Source organism: Streptomyces cadmiisoli (assembly GCF_003261055.1).
Classification (GTDB): Bacteria; Actinomycetota; Actinomycetes; order Streptomycetales; family Streptomycetaceae; genus Streptomyces; species Streptomyces cadmiisoli.
Genome location: NZ_CP030073.1, coordinates 5,501,156 through 5,517,993, shown reverse-complemented (window position 1 = coordinate 5,517,993; position 16,838 = coordinate 5,501,156). Strand labels below are relative to the sequence as shown.

General features: G+C 71.6%; 16 protein-coding genes and 1 tRNA gene. 11 read left to right on the top strand and 6 right to left on the bottom strand.

Translation table 11 applies throughout. From position 1 onward, the window contains the following. Positions 1-54 precede the first annotated feature (54 nt). A complete protein-coding gene (locus tag DN051_RS24040) occupies positions 55-1,524 on the top strand; it encodes a tetratricopeptide repeat protein (protein ID WP_425471670.1) in 1,470 nt (489 codons plus the stop codon). Positions 1,525-1,619: 95 nt separating this feature from the next. Here DN051_RS24040 and hppD read toward each other — a convergent pair whose 3' ends face one another. Then, positions 1,620-2,765: a 4-hydroxyphenylpyruvate dioxygenase gene (hppD, locus tag DN051_RS24035; protein ID WP_053761575.1), complete on the bottom strand. Its 1,146-nt coding sequence runs from the start codon at positions 2,763-2,765 to the stop codon at positions 1,620-1,622. 123 nt (positions 2,766-2,888) lie between these two features. Here hppD and DN051_RS24030 point away from each other — a divergent pair, with 123 nt between their 5' ends. From DN051_RS24030 to DN051_RS45860, 9 genes are all read left to right on the top strand, one after another. Then, positions 2,889-3,377: an Lrp/AsnC family transcriptional regulator gene (locus DN051_RS24030; protein ID WP_053761574.1), complete on the top strand. Its 489-nt coding sequence runs from the start codon at positions 2,889-2,891 to the stop codon at positions 3,375-3,377. 23 nt (positions 3,378-3,400) lie between these two features. Next, positions 3,401-4,048 carry an ABC transporter permease gene (locus DN051_RS24025; protein WP_112439477.1) on the top strand — a complete coding sequence of 216 codons (648 nt, stop codon included), beginning with the start codon at positions 3,401-3,403 and terminating at the stop codon, positions 4,046-4,048. After that, the gene (locus DN051_RS24020; protein ID WP_053761572.1) at positions 4,041-5,279 is read left to right on the top strand and encodes a betaine/proline/choline family ABC transporter ATP-binding protein; all 1,239 of its coding nucleotides are present in this window, start codon (positions 4,041-4,043) and stop codon (positions 5,277-5,279) included. Before DN051_RS24025 ends, DN051_RS24020 begins: the two co-directional genes overlap by 8 nt. Next, complete coding sequence (locus tag DN051_RS24015) at positions 5,276-6,136, top strand: ABC transporter permease (RefSeq protein WP_053761571.1); 861 nt, start codon at positions 5,276-5,278, stop codon at positions 6,134-6,136. Before DN051_RS24020 ends, DN051_RS24015 begins: the two co-directional genes overlap by 4 nt. Continuing rightward, positions 6,133-7,095, top strand: a complete 963-nt coding sequence (locus DN051_RS24010) for a glycine betaine ABC transporter substrate-binding protein (protein WP_053761570.1) — start codon at positions 6,133-6,135, stop codon at positions 7,093-7,095. Before DN051_RS24015 ends, DN051_RS24010 begins: the two co-directional genes overlap by 4 nt. Positions 7,096-7,160: 65 nt before the next feature. Beyond that, entirely contained in the window at positions 7,161-7,742 is a 582-nt protein-coding gene (locus DN051_RS24005; RefSeq protein WP_053761569.1) for an ArsR/SmtB family transcription factor, read from the top strand. A gap of 13 nt (positions 7,743-7,755) precedes the next feature. Next, on the top strand, positions 7,756-7,950 hold the full coding sequence (locus DN051_RS24000; RefSeq protein ID WP_053761568.1) for a hypothetical protein: 195 nt from the start codon (positions 7,756-7,758) through the stop codon (positions 7,948-7,950). A 460-nt stretch (positions 7,951-8,410) separates the two neighbouring features. Then, positions 8,411-8,818, top strand: coding sequence for a helix-turn-helix domain-containing protein (locus DN051_RS45865; RefSeq protein ID WP_246040655.1), 408 nt, complete (start codon positions 8,411-8,413; stop codon positions 8,816-8,818). Further along, positions 8,815-9,498 carry an IS630 family transposase gene (locus DN051_RS45860; RefSeq protein WP_199314655.1) on the top strand — a complete coding sequence of 228 codons (684 nt, stop codon included), beginning with the start codon at positions 8,815-8,817 and terminating at the stop codon, positions 9,496-9,498. The genes DN051_RS45865 and DN051_RS45860 overlap by 4 nt, the downstream gene beginning before the upstream one ends. 14 nt (positions 9,499-9,512) lie before the next feature. Here DN051_RS45860 and DN051_RS23985 read toward each other — a convergent pair whose 3' ends face one another. The 4 genes from DN051_RS23985 to DN051_RS23970 all read right to left on the bottom strand — a co-directional run bounded on the left by DN051_RS23985 (position 9,513) and on the right by DN051_RS23970 (position 15,213). Then, positions 9,513-10,304 carry a S16 family serine protease gene (locus tag DN051_RS23985; RefSeq protein WP_053761567.1) on the bottom strand — a complete coding sequence of 264 codons (792 nt, stop codon included), beginning with the start codon at positions 10,302-10,304 and terminating at the stop codon, positions 9,513-9,515. A gap of 59 nt (positions 10,305-10,363) precedes the next feature. After that, a complete protein-coding gene (locus DN051_RS23980; RefSeq protein WP_053761566.1) occupies positions 10,364-11,005 on the bottom strand; it encodes an IclR family transcriptional regulator in 642 nt (213 codons plus the stop codon). Positions 11,006-11,569: 564 nt separating this feature from the next. Further along, positions 11,570-13,354 (bottom strand): DEAD/DEAH box helicase, encoded by a 1,785-nt coding sequence (locus DN051_RS23975; protein ID WP_112439475.1) that lies wholly within the window; start codon positions 13,352-13,354, stop codon positions 11,570-11,572. A 413-nt stretch (positions 13,355-13,767) separates the two neighbouring features. Continuing rightward, entirely contained in the window at positions 13,768-15,213 is a 1,446-nt protein-coding gene (locus tag DN051_RS23970) for an MFS transporter (RefSeq protein ID WP_112439474.1), read from the bottom strand. 183 nt (positions 15,214-15,396) lie between these two features. Here DN051_RS23970 and DN051_RS23965 point away from each other — a divergent pair. After that, positions 15,397-15,471, top strand: a tRNA-Cys gene (locus tag DN051_RS23965). Positions 15,472-15,527: 56 nt separating this feature from the next. Here DN051_RS23965 and DN051_RS23960 read toward each other — a convergent pair. Further along, positions 15,528-16,703 (bottom strand): SUKH-4 family immunity protein, encoded by a 1,176-nt coding sequence (locus DN051_RS23960; RefSeq protein ID WP_053761563.1) that lies wholly within the window; start codon positions 16,701-16,703, stop codon positions 15,528-15,530. Positions 16,704-16,838: the final 135 nt, after the last annotated feature.

Genomic DNA, 16,838 nt, shown 5'->3' with positions numbered 1-16,838 from the left:
CGGCACCCTTCACGTGCCGGGATGTGGTCCTCGCGCTGACGCACAGTGTCCGGCATGAAGACCGTCATGACCGAGGAGAGCCAGGAGCGGGACAAGGACGGGAACGAGGACGGAGGACGTACCCCGCGGCGGCGTTCCCGGCTCGTCGCGGGCGTCGTGCTCGGCGCGCTCGCGGGATGCCTGGCCGTCGGCGCGGCGCTGATGCTGCTGCCTCCCGAGCGGCCGGAGGTCCGCCCCCGCCCCGGGCCGCGCCCGCAGGCACCGGCCCTGACCACGGTCACCCACGGTGTGCCGGCCGCGCTGCCCGATCTGGTGGCGCTGATCGGCGACCGCACGGCACGGGTGCGGGCCCGGCCCCAGGACGCCGGGTCGTGGGCGGTGCTGGGCTCGGCGTACGTGGAGCAGGGGCGGCGGACCGCCGACACCGCGTACTACCCGAAGGCCGAGCACGCGCTGCGCACATCGCTGAAGGTGCGGCCGAACGGGAACCTCGACGCGTTGAGCGGGATGGCGGCGCTGGCGAGCGCGCGCCGCGACTTCCCCGCGGCGCGCACGTGGGCCGAGGCCGCGCTGAAGGTGGACGCCGGGCGGTGGACGACGTATCCGCTGCTGATCGACGCGTACACCGGCGTCGGCGACTACAAGGCGTCACGACTGACGCTGGAGAAGCTCCAGAAGCTGCACTCCGGTCCGGCGGTCATGGCCCGCGCCGCCGCCGTGTACTGGGACCGCGGCTGGCGCGAGGACGCGGCGGCCAGCCTGTCGGACGCGGCGGCCGCCGCCCGTACGCCCGCCGAGCGGGCGGGATGGCTGGAGCGGTCGGGGCAGCTCGCCTGGGAACGCGGGGACCTCCGGGTGGCGCTGCGCTACTTCGACCGGGCACTGCGGCTCGATCCCGATCTGCGGGCCGCGCAGGCCGGGCAGGGCCGGACGCTGGCGGCGCTGGGGCGCACCACGGAGGCGCTGGACGCGTACCGGACGGCGCTCGACAAGCAGCCGTCGCCGCAGTTCGCCCTGGAGTTGGGCGAGCTGTACGAGTCGCTGGGGCTGGAGCAGGCCGCGGGGGTGCAGTACGACCTGCTGCGGACGCAGGTGGACAGCGCCACGGAGGGCGGGGTCGACGAGTCGCTGCTGCTCGGGCGGTTCGAGGCCGACCACGGGGACCCGGAGGCTGCCGTCGAGCGGCTGCGGGCCGAGTGGGGGCACCAGCCGGGGATCGCGGTGGCCGACGCGCTGGGGTGGGCGCTGTACCGGACGGGTGAGTACGAGGAGGCGCTGGAGTTCGCGAAGCGGGCGACGGACAAGGACCACGGCGGCGGTGTGCGCAGCGCGTCGTACGCCTACCACCTGGGGATGATCGAGCTGGCGCTGGAGCGGCACGGGCCGGCCCGCCGGCATCTCCAGGAGGCGCTGCGGATCAATCCGCAGTTCTCCCCGCTGCACGCGCCGGCGGCCGAGGACGCGTTGCGGGACCTGGGGGAGCCGCCGGAGGAAGGCGTGCCGGAGGGCGCGGAATGGGGATGAGCCGGGCACGGCGCGCGCCCGCCGCGACGGCCTGACGGCGTCGCGGCGGGTGCGGGGAACCCCCGGCGGGCGTCCCGCCGGGGGTTCCGGGCGTTCTAGAGGTTGCCGCGGCGTTCCTGTTCCCGCTCGATCGCCTCGAACAGGGCCTTGAAGTTGCCCTTGCCGAAGCCCATCGAGCCATGGCGCTCGATGATCTCGAAGAAGACGGTCGGGCGGTCCTGGACCGGCTTGGTGAAGATCTGCAGCAGGTAGCCGTCCTCGTCGCGGTCCGCGAGGATCTTCAGCTCGCGCAGGGTGTCCACGGGCACGCGGGTCTCGCCCACCCACTCCCCCAGCGTGTCGTAGTACGAGTCGGGGGTGTCCAGGAACTGCACGCCGGCCGCCCGCATGGTGCGGACCGTGCGGACGATGTCGTTGGTGTTGAGCGCGATGTGCTGCACGCCCGCGCCGCCGTAGAACTCCAGGTACTCGTCGATCTGCGACTTCTTCTTGGCGACGGCGGGCTCGTTGATCGGGAACTTGACCTTCAGCGTGCCGTCGGCCACCACCTTGGACATCAGCGCGCTGTACTCGGTCGCGATGTCGTCGCCCACGAACTCCTTCATGTTCGTGAAGCCCATGACCTTGTTGTAGAAGCCGACCCACTCGTTCATCCGGCCGAGCTCGACGTTGCCGACGCAGTGGTCGATGGCCTGGAAGGTGCGCTGGGCGGGCGGTTCGACGATCGGCGAGGCGGCGACGAAGCCGGGCAGGTAGGGGCCGTCGTAGCCGGAGCGCTCGACCAGGGTGTGGCGGGTCTTGCCGTAGGTGGCGATCGCGGCCAGCACCACGGTGCCGTGCTCGTCCTTCATCTCGTACGGCTCGGCGACCGAGCGGGCGCCCTGCTCGACGGCGTACGCGTGGGCGGCGCGCGCGTCGGGCACCTCGATCGCGAGGTCGACGACGCCGTCGCCGTGCTCGGCCACATGCTCGGCGAGGAAGTGGCCCCAGTCGGTGGCGGGCTTGATCACCGAGGTGAAGACGAAGCGGGCGGAGCCGTTCTCCAGGACGTAGGCGGCGGTCTCACGGCTGCCGTTCTCCGGTCCGGAGTACGCGACCAGCCGCATGCCGAAGGCGGTGGAGTAGTAGTGCGCCGCCTGCTTGGCGTTGCCCACGGCGAACACGACCGCGTCCATCCCCTTGACCGGGAAGGGGTCGGCCTGCCGTGCGGTGTCGGGAGCGTGGTCTGTGGTCTGCGTCATGGCCGCAGCGTCTCCCGGTGCCGCAAGGTGCGCAATAGTTTGCGTATTCGCTGGACAATGTGACCAGTGGAATGCCCGAGAGGGCGAGCGTTGTGTACAGGATGACCAGCCGGGAGGCCCGCCATGGCGATCGATCATCTGGACGGCCGCATCATCGTGCTGCTGGCCCGCGAACCACGGATCGGCGTCCTGGAGATGTCGCGGCGGCTGGGCGTCGCGCGGGGCACCGTACAGGCCCGGCTGGACCGGCTTCAGTCGAACGGAGTCATCCGCGGGTTCGGCCCGCAGGTGGACCCGGCGGCCCTGGGATATCCAGTCACCGCGTTCGCCACACTGCAGATCCGGCAGGGCCAAGGACCCGATGTACGGGCCCATTTGGCGACCGTCCCCGAGGTGCTGGAGCTGCACACCACCACCGGCAGCGGCGACATGCTGTGCCGGCTGGTGGCCCGCTCCAATGCCGATCTTCAACGTGTGATCGACCGGGTCGTCGGTTTTGATGGCATCGTCCGGGCCGCCACGGCGATCGTGATGGAGAACCCCGTGCCGCTGCGGATCATCCCGCTGGTCGAGCAGGCGGCAGGACCGGGGACCGGCGACCGACGGGAGTGACCGAGGCCGAGGGGTGATGTCGGGTGAGCTTCTGGCAGTACCTCGTCAGCAGTCGTGAGCAACTGCTCACCGATGCCTACCAGCACGCCAGCGCCGTCTTCCAGTGCATGGTGGTCGCGACCGCGCTGGGTGTGCTGATCGGTGTCGTCACCTACCGCTCCGAGTGGGCGGGCAACCTCGCCACCATGACCACCTCCACCATCCTGACCATCCCGTCGCTCGCGATGATCGGTCTGCTGATCCCGATCGTCGGGCTCGGCGTGGCGCCGACGGTGGTCGCTCTGACCCTGTACGGACTGCTGCCGATCGTGCGGAACTCGATCGTGGGGCTGCGCGGGGTGGAACCCGCCCTGGTGGACGCGGCCACCGGCATCGGAATGTCCCGGCCGATGCGGCTGGCCCGGGTCGAGCTGCCGCTGGCCTGGCCGCCGATCCTGACCGGCATCCGGGTCGCGACCCAGATGCTGATGGGCATCGCGGCCATCGCCGCCTACGCCTCCGGCCCCGGCCTCGGCAATCTGATCTTCCGCGGACTCGCCTCCCTGGGCAGCAAGAACGCGCTCAACCAGGTGCTCGCGGGCACGGTCGCGATCATCATCCTGGCGCTGCTGTTCGACGCCGCACTCGTCCTCGTCGGACGGCTGACCATCCCGAGGGGGATCCGTGCCTGAGACGTCCGCCACCGGGGCCACGATCGAGCTGGAGAGCCTCACCAAGCGGTACCCGAACAGCGCGGCCCCGGCCGTCGACAGCGTCAACATGCACATCAAGGCCGGCGAGACGGTCGTCTTCGTCGGCCCGTCCGGATGCGGCAAGTCGACGACCCTCAAGATGATCAACAGGTTGATCGAGCCGACCGGCGGGCGCATCCGGATCGGCGGCGAGGACGTGACCGACATCGACCCGGTCCGGCTGCGCCGCAGCGTCGGCTACGCCATCCAGGCGTCCGGTCTCTTCCCGCACATGACGGTGGCGCAGAACATCGCGCTCGTCCCGAGGATGCTCGGCTGGGCCAAGGCGCGGATCCGCGAGCGGGTCGAGGAGATGCTCGACCTGGTCGGGCTGGACCCCGGCGAGTTCCACGGCCGCTATCCGCGCCAGCTCTCCGGCGGCCAGCAGCAGCGCGTCGGCGTGGCCCGGGCGCTGGCCGCCGACCCGCCGGTCCTGCTGATGGACGAGCCGTTCGGCGCGGTGGACCCGATCACCCGGGACCACCTCCAGGACGAGCTGATCCGGCTCCAGCACGAACTGCACAAGACGATCGTCTTCGTCACGCACGACTTCGACGAGGCGATCAAGCTGGGCGACCGGATCGCGGTGCTGCGCGAGCGTTCGCGGATCGCGCAGTTCGACACCCCCGAGGCGATCCTCACCAACCCGGCGGACGACTTCGTCTCCGGCTTCGTCGGCGCCGGCGCGGCGCTGAAGCGGCTGAACCTGACCCGCGTACGGGACGTGGAGATCACCGAGTATCCGACGGTCGGCGTCGACGACCCGCTCCAGACCTTCTTCAACCGGCTCCGCTCCAGCGGCACCAACGAGATCCTGCTGCTCGACCGGCGGGGCCGCCCGTACAAGTGGCTGCGCCGCGGCGACCTGATGCGGGCCAAGGGCTCCCTGGCGCGGGCGGGCACGCTCGTGCACGACACGGTGACCCGCGACGCCACCCTGCGGGACGCGCTGGAGGCGGTGCTCATCGACAACACCGGGCGGGTCGCGGTGACCGGGCGGCGCGGTGAGTACACCGGTGTCGTCGACATGGAGACGCTGATGAACTCCGTGCACGAACTGCTGGAGGCCGACCGGCTGGAGGCGCTGGAGCACCAGCACGAACTGGAGGAGTCGAGGGCCGGGCAGACCCACGCGGACCAGGAGGGCGGCGCGGAGGGGGCGAAGGCGTGACCACCTCTTCGGAGCAGGGGCGGCCCCCGGGCGAGCACGACGTCAAGGGGCTCGCCTTCCGGGACGAGGGCGAGGCCCCCGGCGACCAGGAGCCGCCCGCTCCCCCGGCTCCGGCGGCCCGCCGGATCGGCTGGCGGAAACTGACCGTGCTGCCGTCGTTCCTGGTGGCGCTGCTGCTCGGGACCTGGCTGTGGTACGCGCAGGCCGACCTGGACACCATCTCCGAGAACGCCCTGTCCGACGGCCGGGTCTCCGAGGCACTGTGGCAGCACATCCAGCTGACGGCGATCTCCACGTTCTTCGTGCTGATCATCGCGATCCCGCTGGGCATCCTGCTCACCCGCCGGATGTTCCGCAGGGCGACCCCGCTGGCCATGACGATCGCCAACATGGGCCAGGCGACACCCGCGATCGGCCTGCTGGCGCTGCTGGTCATCTGGCTGGGCATCGGCCGCAGGGCGGCCCTGATCGGCATGATCACCTACGCCGTGCTGCCGGTGCTGGCGAACACCATCGCCGGGCTGAAGGCCAACGACCCGACGCTGCTGGAGGCCGCCCGCGGCATCGGCATGTCCCCGATGGGCGTACTGAACCGGATCGAGCTGCCGCTCGCCGTCCCGCTGATCCTGGCCGGCGTCCGCACCGCACTGGTCCTGAACGTCGGTACGGCGACCCTGGCGACCTTCGGCGGGGGCGGCGGACTGGGTGTGCTGATCACCACCGGCATCACCAGCCAGCGGATGCCGGTCCTGGTGCTCGGCGCGATCCTGACCGTCGCCCTGGCGCTGCTGGTGGACTGGCTGGCCTCGCTGGCGGAGCTGCTGCTGCGCCCGCGCGGGCTGGAGGTGGGGACATGAGGCGCCGGTGCCCGCTGCTGGCCGGGATGCTGGCCGTCGCCACCGGCTGCGGTCTGACCAGCGGCTCCCCGATGGTCGACGACGTGCGGCCGGGCTCGATCGGCCGGGGCGAGCCGCTCAAGGGCGCCGATCTGACCGTCACGTCCAAGGAGTTCACCGAGCAGCTCATCCTCGGCGCGATCATGGGCATCGCGTTCGAGGCGGCCGGTGCGCACGTCCTGGACCGCACCGGCATCCAGGGCTCCGTGGGCTCGCGCGAGGCCGTCAAGAGCGGGGAGGCGGACGGCGGCTTCGAGTACACCGGCACCGCCTGGATCACCTACCTGGGACACAGCAAGCCCATCCCCGACCCGCAGCAGCAGTGGCAGGCGGTGCACGACGCGGACCTGGCGAACGGTCTGACCTGGCTGCCGCCGTCGACCCTGAACAACACCTACGCCCTGGCGATGAACCAGGCGAACTTCAAGAAGTACGGCACCCGCACCCTGTCCGAGGTGGCCGCGCTGTCCAAGTCCGACCCGGCGGCCGTGACGCTCTGCGTGGAGGGCGAGTTCGCCAACCGGGCGGACGGGCTGCCGGGGATGGAGAAGACGTACGGGATGGACCTGCCCGAACGCAACGTCACCCAGATGGACACCGGGATCATCTACACGCAGGTGGCGAAGGGCAGTTGCACCTACGGCGAGGTGTTCACCACCGACGGGCGCATCAAGTCCATGAACCTGGTGGTGATGGAGGACGACCGGAAGTTCTTCCCCAACTACAACGCGGCGCCCGTGATCAACACCAAGACCCTCGAGGAGTGGCCGGCGATCACCGGGATCCTCGATCCCATCACCGCGAAGCTGAACAACTCGGTGGCGCAGACGCTCAACGCGAAGGTGGACGTGGACGGCGAGGACCCGCACCAGGTGGCACTTGACTGGCTGGTGGAGGAGGGCTTCGTCAAAGAGGGCTGAGATACCGGAAGTTGGATGCAAAGAACCCCTTGCAAAAGACTCTTTGCAACCATACCTTTGTACTCATGCCCGAACCCCAGGACCTCCAGGTCCACCAACTCAACGCCCGCTCCCTGCGCGGGCTGGCCCATCCCCTGCGCATGCAGTTGCTCGACGCGCTGCGGCTGGGCGGCCCGGCCACCGCGTCCGGGCTCGCGGACAGACTCGGCGAGTCCAGCGGCTCCACCAGCTACCACCTGCGGCAGCTCGCGGCCCACGGCTTCGTCGAGGAGGACCGGGAGCGCGGCAAGGGCCGGGAGCGGTGGTGGAAGGCCGCGGTCAAGGGGCTGCACTTCGACGACGCCCTGCTGGAGGACACGAACCCGGCCGTACGCGGCGCCGCCGACCTGTATCTGCACGAGGTCGCGACCGCCCACGCGCGAGAGGTGTCGACCTGGCTCGGCACCCGCGACGACTGGCCCGCGGCATGGGGCCCCGGTACGGACATGAGCAGCATGACGCTGCGGCTGACGCCGGAGCTGACCCACGAACTCATCGAGAAGATGCACGCGCTCGTCGAGAGCTACCGCGACCTGCCCGTGCGGGACGACCCCACCGCGGAGACGGTCCGCGTCCACACGCACGCCTTCCCCATCGTCACGGACTGAGAGGCAGCCACCGATGCACCCCGAGACCCTGCTCGCGCTGCACCGCGCCCACGCCACCGACCTGCGGGCCGAGGCCGACGCGCACCGGCTCGCACAGCAGGCCGCACGTCCCGGCGAACTGCGCACCCGCCTCGGCTGGACCCTGGTGGAGGTGGGCCTGCGCCTCGCCACCCCGCCGCGGCCCGTACTCGCCCATCCGGGGCTCTAGGGCCTGTCCGCTTCACTTCTGCGGTGCCGCGGGACTGGCCGCCGTACGTCCGAGGTGCCGCCCGGGCACGTTCCCGGGCCGCCGGGCTCCGGTGCCGCAGGGCACTAGCGCCGCGGCAGGCAACGTTTGCCCGTCAAGGAGCGGCGTCCGGTGCGTGCTCTCGGCGTGCCGGCCGGAAGTCCTCGTACTGGACGTACTCGGGCTTTCGGCCGGTGCGGCGAGTGGGGGCACCTCCCACGCCTTGCAGGCAGTGGGGGAGCATGCCGGGCGTCGCGACGGGGCGAACGTTGCCTGCCGCGGCACTAGTAGACTGTCGCGACTAAGTGTCGTTGTGGCGTACGGAGTTGGGGTCGGGCAGGCTTCGCTTGATGCTTCCGTTCGGCCGGGCAGGGGTGCCGTGTCCTCGCAGAAGAAGTATCCGGTTGTCTTGAGTGCCGAAGACCGTCGGGCGTTGGAGCGTGTGACGACGACGGGGGTCCGCAGCGCGTCGATGATCAGGCGGGCGCGGGTGCTGCTCGCGTTGGACACCTCGGCCGGTGAGGTCGCTCCGCGGGCGGTGATCGCGGAGCGGGTCGGGGTCTCGTGCGATTCGGTCCGCCTGATCTCGAAGCGGTACGCGGAGACCGGGGGCGATGTGTGGGCCACGGTCGGCCGGAAGGAACGCGCACTGCCGCCGGTGCCCTCCTCGGTGACCGGCGAGGTCGAGGCAAGGCTGATTGCGCTGGCCTGCTCGAAGCCGCCCGAAGGACACGCCCGCTGGTCGCTGCGCCTGCTGGAGAAGCACGTCGCGCTGGCTGAGGACATCCCGGATCTGGACCACTCCACGATCGGGCGGGTCTTAAAAAAACGGAACTGCGCCCTCACGTGAAGAAGTGCTGGACCATCCCGCCGGCCGCGAACGCGGCCTTCGCCGCGGCGATGGAGGACGTCCTGGCGGTCTACCGCCGACCCTTCGACCCGGCGCGCCCCGTGGTGTGCATGGACGAGAAGCCGTACCAGCTGCTCGGCCACGTCCGCGATCCGCTTCCCGCGAGGCCGGGCCGTGACCGGCGCGAGGACAACGAGTACGTCCGCTCGGGGACCTGCTCGATCTTCTGCTGGGTCGAGCCGCTGCGCGGATGGCGGCGCGTGGACGCGCAGTCCCGCCGGACCAGGGTCGACTGGGCGCACCAGGTCGAACACCTGCTGACCGTGGACTATCCCGACGCCGCCACGGTCGTGCTGGTGATGGACAACCTCAACACCCACACCACCGCCTCGCTCTACGAGGCGTTCGACCCGGCAAAGGCCTTCGCGCTGGCCCAGCGCCTGGAGATCCACCACACCCCCAAACACGGGTCCTGGCTCAACATCGCCGAGATCGAGCTTTCCGCGCTCACCCGCCAGTGCCTGGACCGCCGCATCAACGACCTCACCGTGCTCAACACCGAACTCGCCGCCTGGCAGCAGCACACCAACAGCAACCAGCGCCAAGTCGACTGGCACTTCACCACCGACGACGCACGCGTGAAACTACGCCACCTCTACCCAACCACACAGCGAAATTAAGCCGCGACAGTCCACTAGCAGCTCGGTACCGAGCCGCGGCCCTTCTCCAGTGCCACCAGGGAGTTCACCGCGCCCTCCAGTGTGGTCACCGGGATCAGCCGCAGCCCCTTCGGCAGCTCGGACTCGGCGTCGGAGCACTCCGCCTTCGGCACCAGGAACACCGTCGCGCCGTCCCGGTGCGCGGCCTGGGTCTTCAGGGCGACGCCGCCCACCGCGCCGACCCGGCCGTCCGCGTTGATCGTCCCCGTACCGGCGATGGTGCGGCCGCCCGTGAGGTCGCCGCCGCTGCCGTCGCCGTCCAGCTTGTCGACGATGCCCAGGGAGAACAGCAGTCCGGCGCTCGGGCCGCCGACGTCGGCGAGCTCCAGCTTGACGTCGACGTCCCGCTTCTCGATGTCCAGGTAGGACAGCGCCGCCCGGGTGGCGGCGTCCTGGGACTGACGCATCTGGGCCTCGTTGTAGCGCTCGATCTCCTTGACGTCGCCGCCGCTCGGATAGACCGCGTCGCGCGGCATGACCGCCTGGTCGGTGCGCCACCAGCCGTCGATCACCTGGCCGAGCGAGACGCGCGCGTCCGGGCTGGTCGCCTCGATCGTGGTCATCCGCAACTGCCCGGTCGTCTCCCGGGTCGGCGCCCCGGAAATCGTGATCACCGGCGTGCCCCGGTCGTCGCCGAGCACGTTCGCCGTCAACCCGGGCTGCGCCACCGTGAACGGCAGCGGCGCGAACACGGCCGCGGCCACCACACCCACGACGGGCAGGGCGCAGACGGCGAGGGCCTGGGGGCGTGTGAGACGAGAGAGCACGAGGTCAATCTAACGCGCCGTCCCCTTCGCGCCACCCGCCGGCCGGACCGGGGCCCGCCTCAGCGCAGCGCCTCCGCGACCTCCCGGGCGGCGTCCACCACCCGCGGCCCCACCCGCTCCGGCACCGCGTCCGCCAGCATGACGACCCCGACGCTGCCCTCGACCCCCGTCACCCCGACCAGCGGAGCGGCGGCACCGCAGGCCCCCGCCTCCAGTTCGCCCTGCGTGAGGGCGTAACCGGGGTCCCCGGGCGGCCGCTGCCGCGCCGCGAGGATCGCCTTGCCGGCGGCCCCGCGGTCCAGCGGATGCCGGAAGCCCGCCCGGTAGGCCACGTGGTAGTCCGTCCAGGTCGGTTCGACGACGGCGACGGCCAGCGCCTCCGCCCCGTCCACCAGTGTCAGATGCGCCGTCGCCCCGATGTCCTCGGCCAGTGAGCGCAGCGCCGGCAGCGCCGCCTCCCGCACCAGCGGATGCACCTGGCGCCCGAGCCCCAGCACGCCCAGCCCGACGCGGGCGCGTCCGCCGAGGTCCCGCCGGACGAGCGCGTGCTGCTCCAGCGTGGCGAGCAGCCGGTACACCACGGTCCGGTTCACCCCCAGCTTGCTGGACAGTTCGGTGACGGTCAGTCCGTGGTCGGTGTCGGCCAGCAGTTTGAGGACACGCAGTCCCCGGTCGAGCGTCTGAGAGGTCTCCGCGGTCACGACGCCCACTCCTTTGGCGGTGAGGTCGGCAGCTCTCGCAGGCGGATTCGTCGCCGGGTCCCGTCAACGACGCGCTTCAGAGGCTGCCGATCGGCCGGCGGCCCGGCCGGTGGTCCGGACCCAGTCGCTTCACGGCTGCGCTCCGCGGCGGCGCTGCCACGGGGCGTGTGCGTAGCGGGACATTAGCGAAGGGAGTTCGCTGAGCGGAAGGCTCCGTCCAGAATCCGGGCAGTGACACATCCACGTCACTCCTGTTTGTCCTGTTACGGAAGGGGGCGCGTCACGTGGAGTGCGCCGCCACACACTCGCCGCGCACGCCGTCTTCTCGGCGTACGCGGCGTGCGCGGCTAGCGATACGTGTGTGCCGGCGGGCGAGCGGGGCGGTAACGCGCGTGTGCCGACAGGACGGGAGCGCGCGTGTGCCGACGGGCGAGCGGCACGTGTGCGGCCGCGGGACGAGCGGCGCGTGCGGTCCGGCGGGGACGAGCGGCGCGTGCGGTCCGGCGGGGACGAGCGGCGCGTGCGGTCCGGCGGGGACGAGCGGCACATGTGCCGGGCCGCCGGTCACCGCATCCGGGTGGCCCACTCCTGCACCTTGGCGATCCGCTGCCGCAACTGCCCCGCCGTGGCCTCCGCGCTGGGCGGGCCGCCGCACACCCGGCGCAGCTCGGTGTGGATGACACCGTGCGGTTTGCCGCTCTGGTGAACGTAGGCGCCGACCATGGTGTTGAGCTGCTTGCGCAGCTCCATCATCTCCTTGTGCGAGACCACCGGGCGCCGCTCGGCGGGCAGTTCGAGCAGGTCGGCCTCGGCGTCCGGTTTCTTGCGGCTGTGCGCGATCTGCCGGGCCTGCCGCTTCTGGAGGAGCATCTGGACCTGCTCGGGCTCCAACAGCCCGGGGATGCCGAGGTAGTCCTGCTCCTCCTCGCTGCCCGGGTGGGCCTGCATACCGAACTCGGCGCCGTTGTACATGACCCGGTCGAAGACGGCGTCCGACTCCAGCGCCTCGAACGGGAGCATGTCCTGCTCGCCGGTGTCCTCGTCCTGCTGCTTCTCGGCGTCCTGGAGGAGCTTGTCCTCCTCGGCGTACGGGTCCTCCTCGCCGTCCTTCTTCGGCTTGTCGAGGACGTGGTCGCGCTCGCGCTCCATCTCGTTGGCGAAGGAGAGCAGGTCGGGCACGGTGGGCAGGAACACGGAGGCCGTCTCGCCGCGCCGCCGGGACCGCACGAAACGCCCGACGGCCTGGGCGAAGAACAGCGGCGTCGAGATGGTCGTCGCGTACACCCCGACCGCGAGCCGCGGCACGTCGACCCCCTCGGACACCATCCGCACCGCCACCATCCAGCGGTCGGTGCTGTGGCTGAACTCGTCGATGCGGTCGGACGCGCCGCCGTCGTCGGACAGTACGAGGGTCGCCTTGTGGCCGGTGATGTCCCGGATGAGTTTGGCGTAGGAGCGCGCCGAGTCCTGGTCGGAGGCGATGACGAGCGCGCCCGCGTCCGGGATGGCCTTCCTGACCTCGGTGAGCCGCTGGTCGGCGGCGCGCAGCACGGCCGGCATCCAGTCGCCCCGCGCGTCGAGCGCGGTACGCCAGGCCTGACTGATCGCGTCCTTGGTCATGGGCTCGCCGAGCCGGGCCTCGATCTCGTCCCCGGCCTTGGTGCGCCAGCGCATGTTGCCGCTGTAGGAGAGGAAGATGACGGGCCGCACGACCCCGTCGGCGAGGGCCGATCCGTACCCGTACGTGTAGTCGGCGGACGAGCGGCGGATCCCGTCGTTGCCCTCCTCGTACGTGACGAAGGGGATGGGATTGGTGTCGGACCGGAAGGGCGTACCGGTCAGCGTCAGCCGCCGGGTGGCGGGCTCGAAGGCCTCGAGACACGCCTCGCCCCAGGACTTGCTGTCACCGGCGTGATGGATCTCGTCCAGGATGACCAGGGTCTTGCGCTGCTCGACCCGGTTGCGGTGCAGCATGGGCCGGACACCGACGCCCGCGTAGGTGACCGCGACGCCGTGGTACTCCTTGCCGAGCGGCCCGGCGCTGTACTCCGGGTCGAGTTTGATGCCTATGCGCGCGGCGGCCTCCGCCCACTGCTTCTTCAGGTGCTCGGTGGGCGCGACCACGGTCACCTGCTGCACCACGTGGTGGTGCAGCAGCCAGGACGCCAGTGTCAGCGCGAAGGTCGTCTTGCCGGCGCCCGGTGTGGCGACCGCGAGGAAGTCGCGCGGCTGTTCCTGGACGTACTTCTCCATCGCTCCCTGCTGCCAGGCGCGCAGCTTGCTGGCGGTGCCCCACGGGGCGCGGCCGGGGAAGGCGGGCGAGAGGTGATGGGAGGTGGCAGCAGTCATGGAAGCGGACCCGGAGGGCCCTCCGTTGCGGGGGATGGCGGACGACGGTCGGGCGGTAGTCACGGTCTCCGGGGGGGTGGGTCGGGCGGCTCGGCTACGTATGACAACCGGGCCACCCTACCGGCGGCCCGACCGCGCCCGAGCGCGGACGCCGCCGCATCACCCGGCGATGGGACTGAGGTCACACCATCACCCACGCCACCCCCGAACGACACCCCGGCACCACCCGCCACTCCCCGCCCGCCGACACGGAGCAGCCCGGGACCGGGGGCCGGCGGAACCGGCCGGGCCGAACCGGCCGGGCCGAACCGGCGCCGCTCACCCCGCCGCGACGCCGAGGCTCATGCCACCCGCGACCACGGGGTTCAGGCGGCCCGCGACCACGCGGCCCGCGCCTGCCGCGACCGCGCGGCTCACGCAGTCCTCAGCCGTGTCGTCACCCACGCGCCGAACAGCGCCACGCCCGCCATCGGCAGGAACACGGCGGCGAACGCGGCCGGGTGTGACCCCGAGGCCTGGGCCGCGCCGTGGGTCACGGCGCCGCCGCCCAGCGCGGCGAAGGCCGCGCCGCCCGCGGCAAGGAGCAAGACGTTGGACAGACCGTCGGAGATCTGGAGGGCGGCGGAGTTGGTACCGGCCTCCTCGGGAGCGGAGAGATGGAGCAGCAGCACGCTGGTGGAGGAGATCACCAGACCCATTCCGAAGCAGCCGAAGCCCCAGGCGAGGGCGACGGTCCACACCGGCACGGAGTCGATCAGCACGCTCGGCGCGGCGGCGATGGCCGCGGCCACCAGCACCATCCCGAACGTCATCAACCGCTCCCGGTACGGCTCCGCCCGCGGCCGGGACTGCACCCACGAACCCAGCGCCCAGGTCGCCCCGCCCGCCGCCAGCGAGAACCCGGCCAGTGTCGGCGACAGCCCCCGCTGGGTGACCAGCATCAGCGGCACGAAGGACTCCGCGGCGATGAAGGACCCCGCGGAGACACCGCGCAGCAGCACCACGGACGGCAGCCCGCGCGCCGCCCGGTACGTGCCGCGGGGCAGCAGCCCGAGCACCGCCGGGACGATCAGCGCGGCGCCCGCGGCACCCGGCAGCAGGGAGATCCAGCGCAGGTCCTGGGCGGCGTACTGGAGCAGGCCCGCGCCGACGGAGATGCCGAGGGCGAGCCGGATCCGCCGCCGGTCGACGGAGCTCCCGCCCTTGCGCAGCGTCACCGGGCCGGACGCGCGCCGGCGTATCTGCGGCAGCGCCAGCGCCATCGGCAGCAGGACGAGCAGCGGGATCCCCACGAACACCCAGCGCCAGCCGAGTTGCTCGGTCACCGCACCGGCGGCCAGCGGCCCCACCACGGAGGGGACGACCCAGCTCGCCGCGAACGCGGCCATGATCGCCGGTCGCAGCCGCTCCGGATAGGCCCGGCCCACGACGACGTACAGCGCGACGATCACCAGACCGCCGCCGAAGCCCTGCACCGCCCGCCCGAGGATGAACGGCCACATCGCGCTCGCGGTGCCCGACAGCAGCAGCCCCAGGCCGAAGGCGGAGATACCGGTGGTCAGCGCGCCGAGCGGACCGCGCCGGTCGGACCACTGCCCGGCGAGCACCATCCCGAACAGGCTGGTCGTGAAGTATCCGGAGAACGCGAACGCGTACAGCGACACCCCGTCCAGTTCCCGCGCCGCCACCGGCATCGCCGTCCCGACCGCCGTCGCCTCGAAGGCGATCAGCAGAACGACGGAGACGATCCCGACGCTGAGCGCCCGGTACGACCGGCCCAGCACACTGTCGCCCTCGGACTCCGTCGGCACGGTCGGGGCGTCTGCGACCTCGGTGTCGCGGGGTTCCAGGGCAGCCATGCACGCCAGCGTAAGGGGCACAAACCGATATGGCCCCTGTCGGGAGGCGGTGCTCGTCTCGGCCCATGGTCGTAGTCCCGAAGCCCCGGGCGCCCCGCTTCATGAACGCCGTGTGGCAGTCGCGTTGCGGCACCCCCGGTTCCCTTGAGTCCCGCCCGGCCCCTCCCTACCTTCGAATCACACGGCCGTGTGCCCGAGTGGTTCAGGGGCTCGCCTGCAAAGCGAGTTACGTGGGTTCGAATCCCGCCACGGCCTCCACAGCTCCCCGTACGCCGCGGGGTGCCCCCGGATCGTCCCGGGGCTCCCCCGGTGCCTCAGAGCACGCCGCCCGCCTCGTCCTGGAACACCTCCGTCCAGTAGTGCCAGGGCGTGCTGGTCGTCGTGGCCGTCGGGTCGACGGTTCTCAGGACGTCGATCATGGTGGCGGCCAGCTGGTCGTAGGCGTCCGTCGTCAGCGCGTGGCCCGACTCCCGGTCGAGCGCCTTCTCCCGGTGCAGCAGCCAGAGGGTGAAGGCCAGCGTGGAGACATCGGTGTTGAGGGGGTGCAGGCGCGCGTCGCGCTCGCTCCAGTTCAGCACCTCGCCGGTCGCTCCGTCGACGACCAGGCTGTTGTCCTCGACCAGGTACCCCAGGCGGATCAGGTGGTCGGCGCGGACGGGGAGCGCGGCGGCCGGGTCATCGGGGCGCTCGTCCGCGTGGTACTCGGTCAGGGTCGGCAGCGGGACCTCCGTGTTCAGGTGGAACAGGAAGCCGTCCTCGGGCAGGCCCGTCTCGCGCAGGAAGCGGCGGGTCGGCTCATGGGTGAGCGCCGCGGGGAAGTCGACGTCCTCGAAGCGGGCGACCCGGCCCGGGCCGAACTCCTGGTCCAGCAGTCGGGCCGGGAGGTCGAGCGTGAGACCGGACACCGTGCCCGGACCGGCCACCAGGGCGAGGGGGCGGATCAGCGCGGCCATCCGCCAGAACGGGGGCACCTCGCCGTCCGCGCCGGCGTCCTCCTCGAAGATCGCGAGCAGCTGCCGGGTCGCCTCGGCCACCGCCTTCGGTCCGTGGCGCCCGGCGTAGGAGGCGAACTGGCCGCGCACGTCGGCCAGTTCCTCCGTCGCCGACGCGAAGCGCACCAGTGTGCGCAGCGACGGCGCCAGCGGGCGGCTGTCCATGAGATCGGGGCGGTCGTGGAGGAAGTACGTCGTCGTGACCTCGCCGGTCGCGCCGTCGAGCAGGACGGACTCGCCCTCCAGGCCGTCGGGGGCCAGGAGTCCGCCTATCACCAACTGCTCCCGCAGGCGGGCCGCGAGGCGGTCGGGGTCGCCCGTCGAGTCCGCCACCGTGCGCAGCCCGTCGCCGCGCAGTGCCTCGAACGTCAGCAGGGTGCTGTCGCCCGGCAGTCCGGGACCCGTCAGCCAGCGGCGCGTGGGCGCGTGCGTGACGTACGGATCGAGTTCCTCCTCGGTCAGGGTGATCACCGCGGCAGCGGCATCGGTCGTGCTCATGGCTCCCCCGCGCATGGTTGTCCGGCGCCCGCCCGTCACCGGTGCGGCGAGCGGCCCTCCACACTGCCCAGCACACTACGCGCCACCACTGACAATCCCTCCGACCTGCGGAAACAGTGAACGAACAGCGCCCTA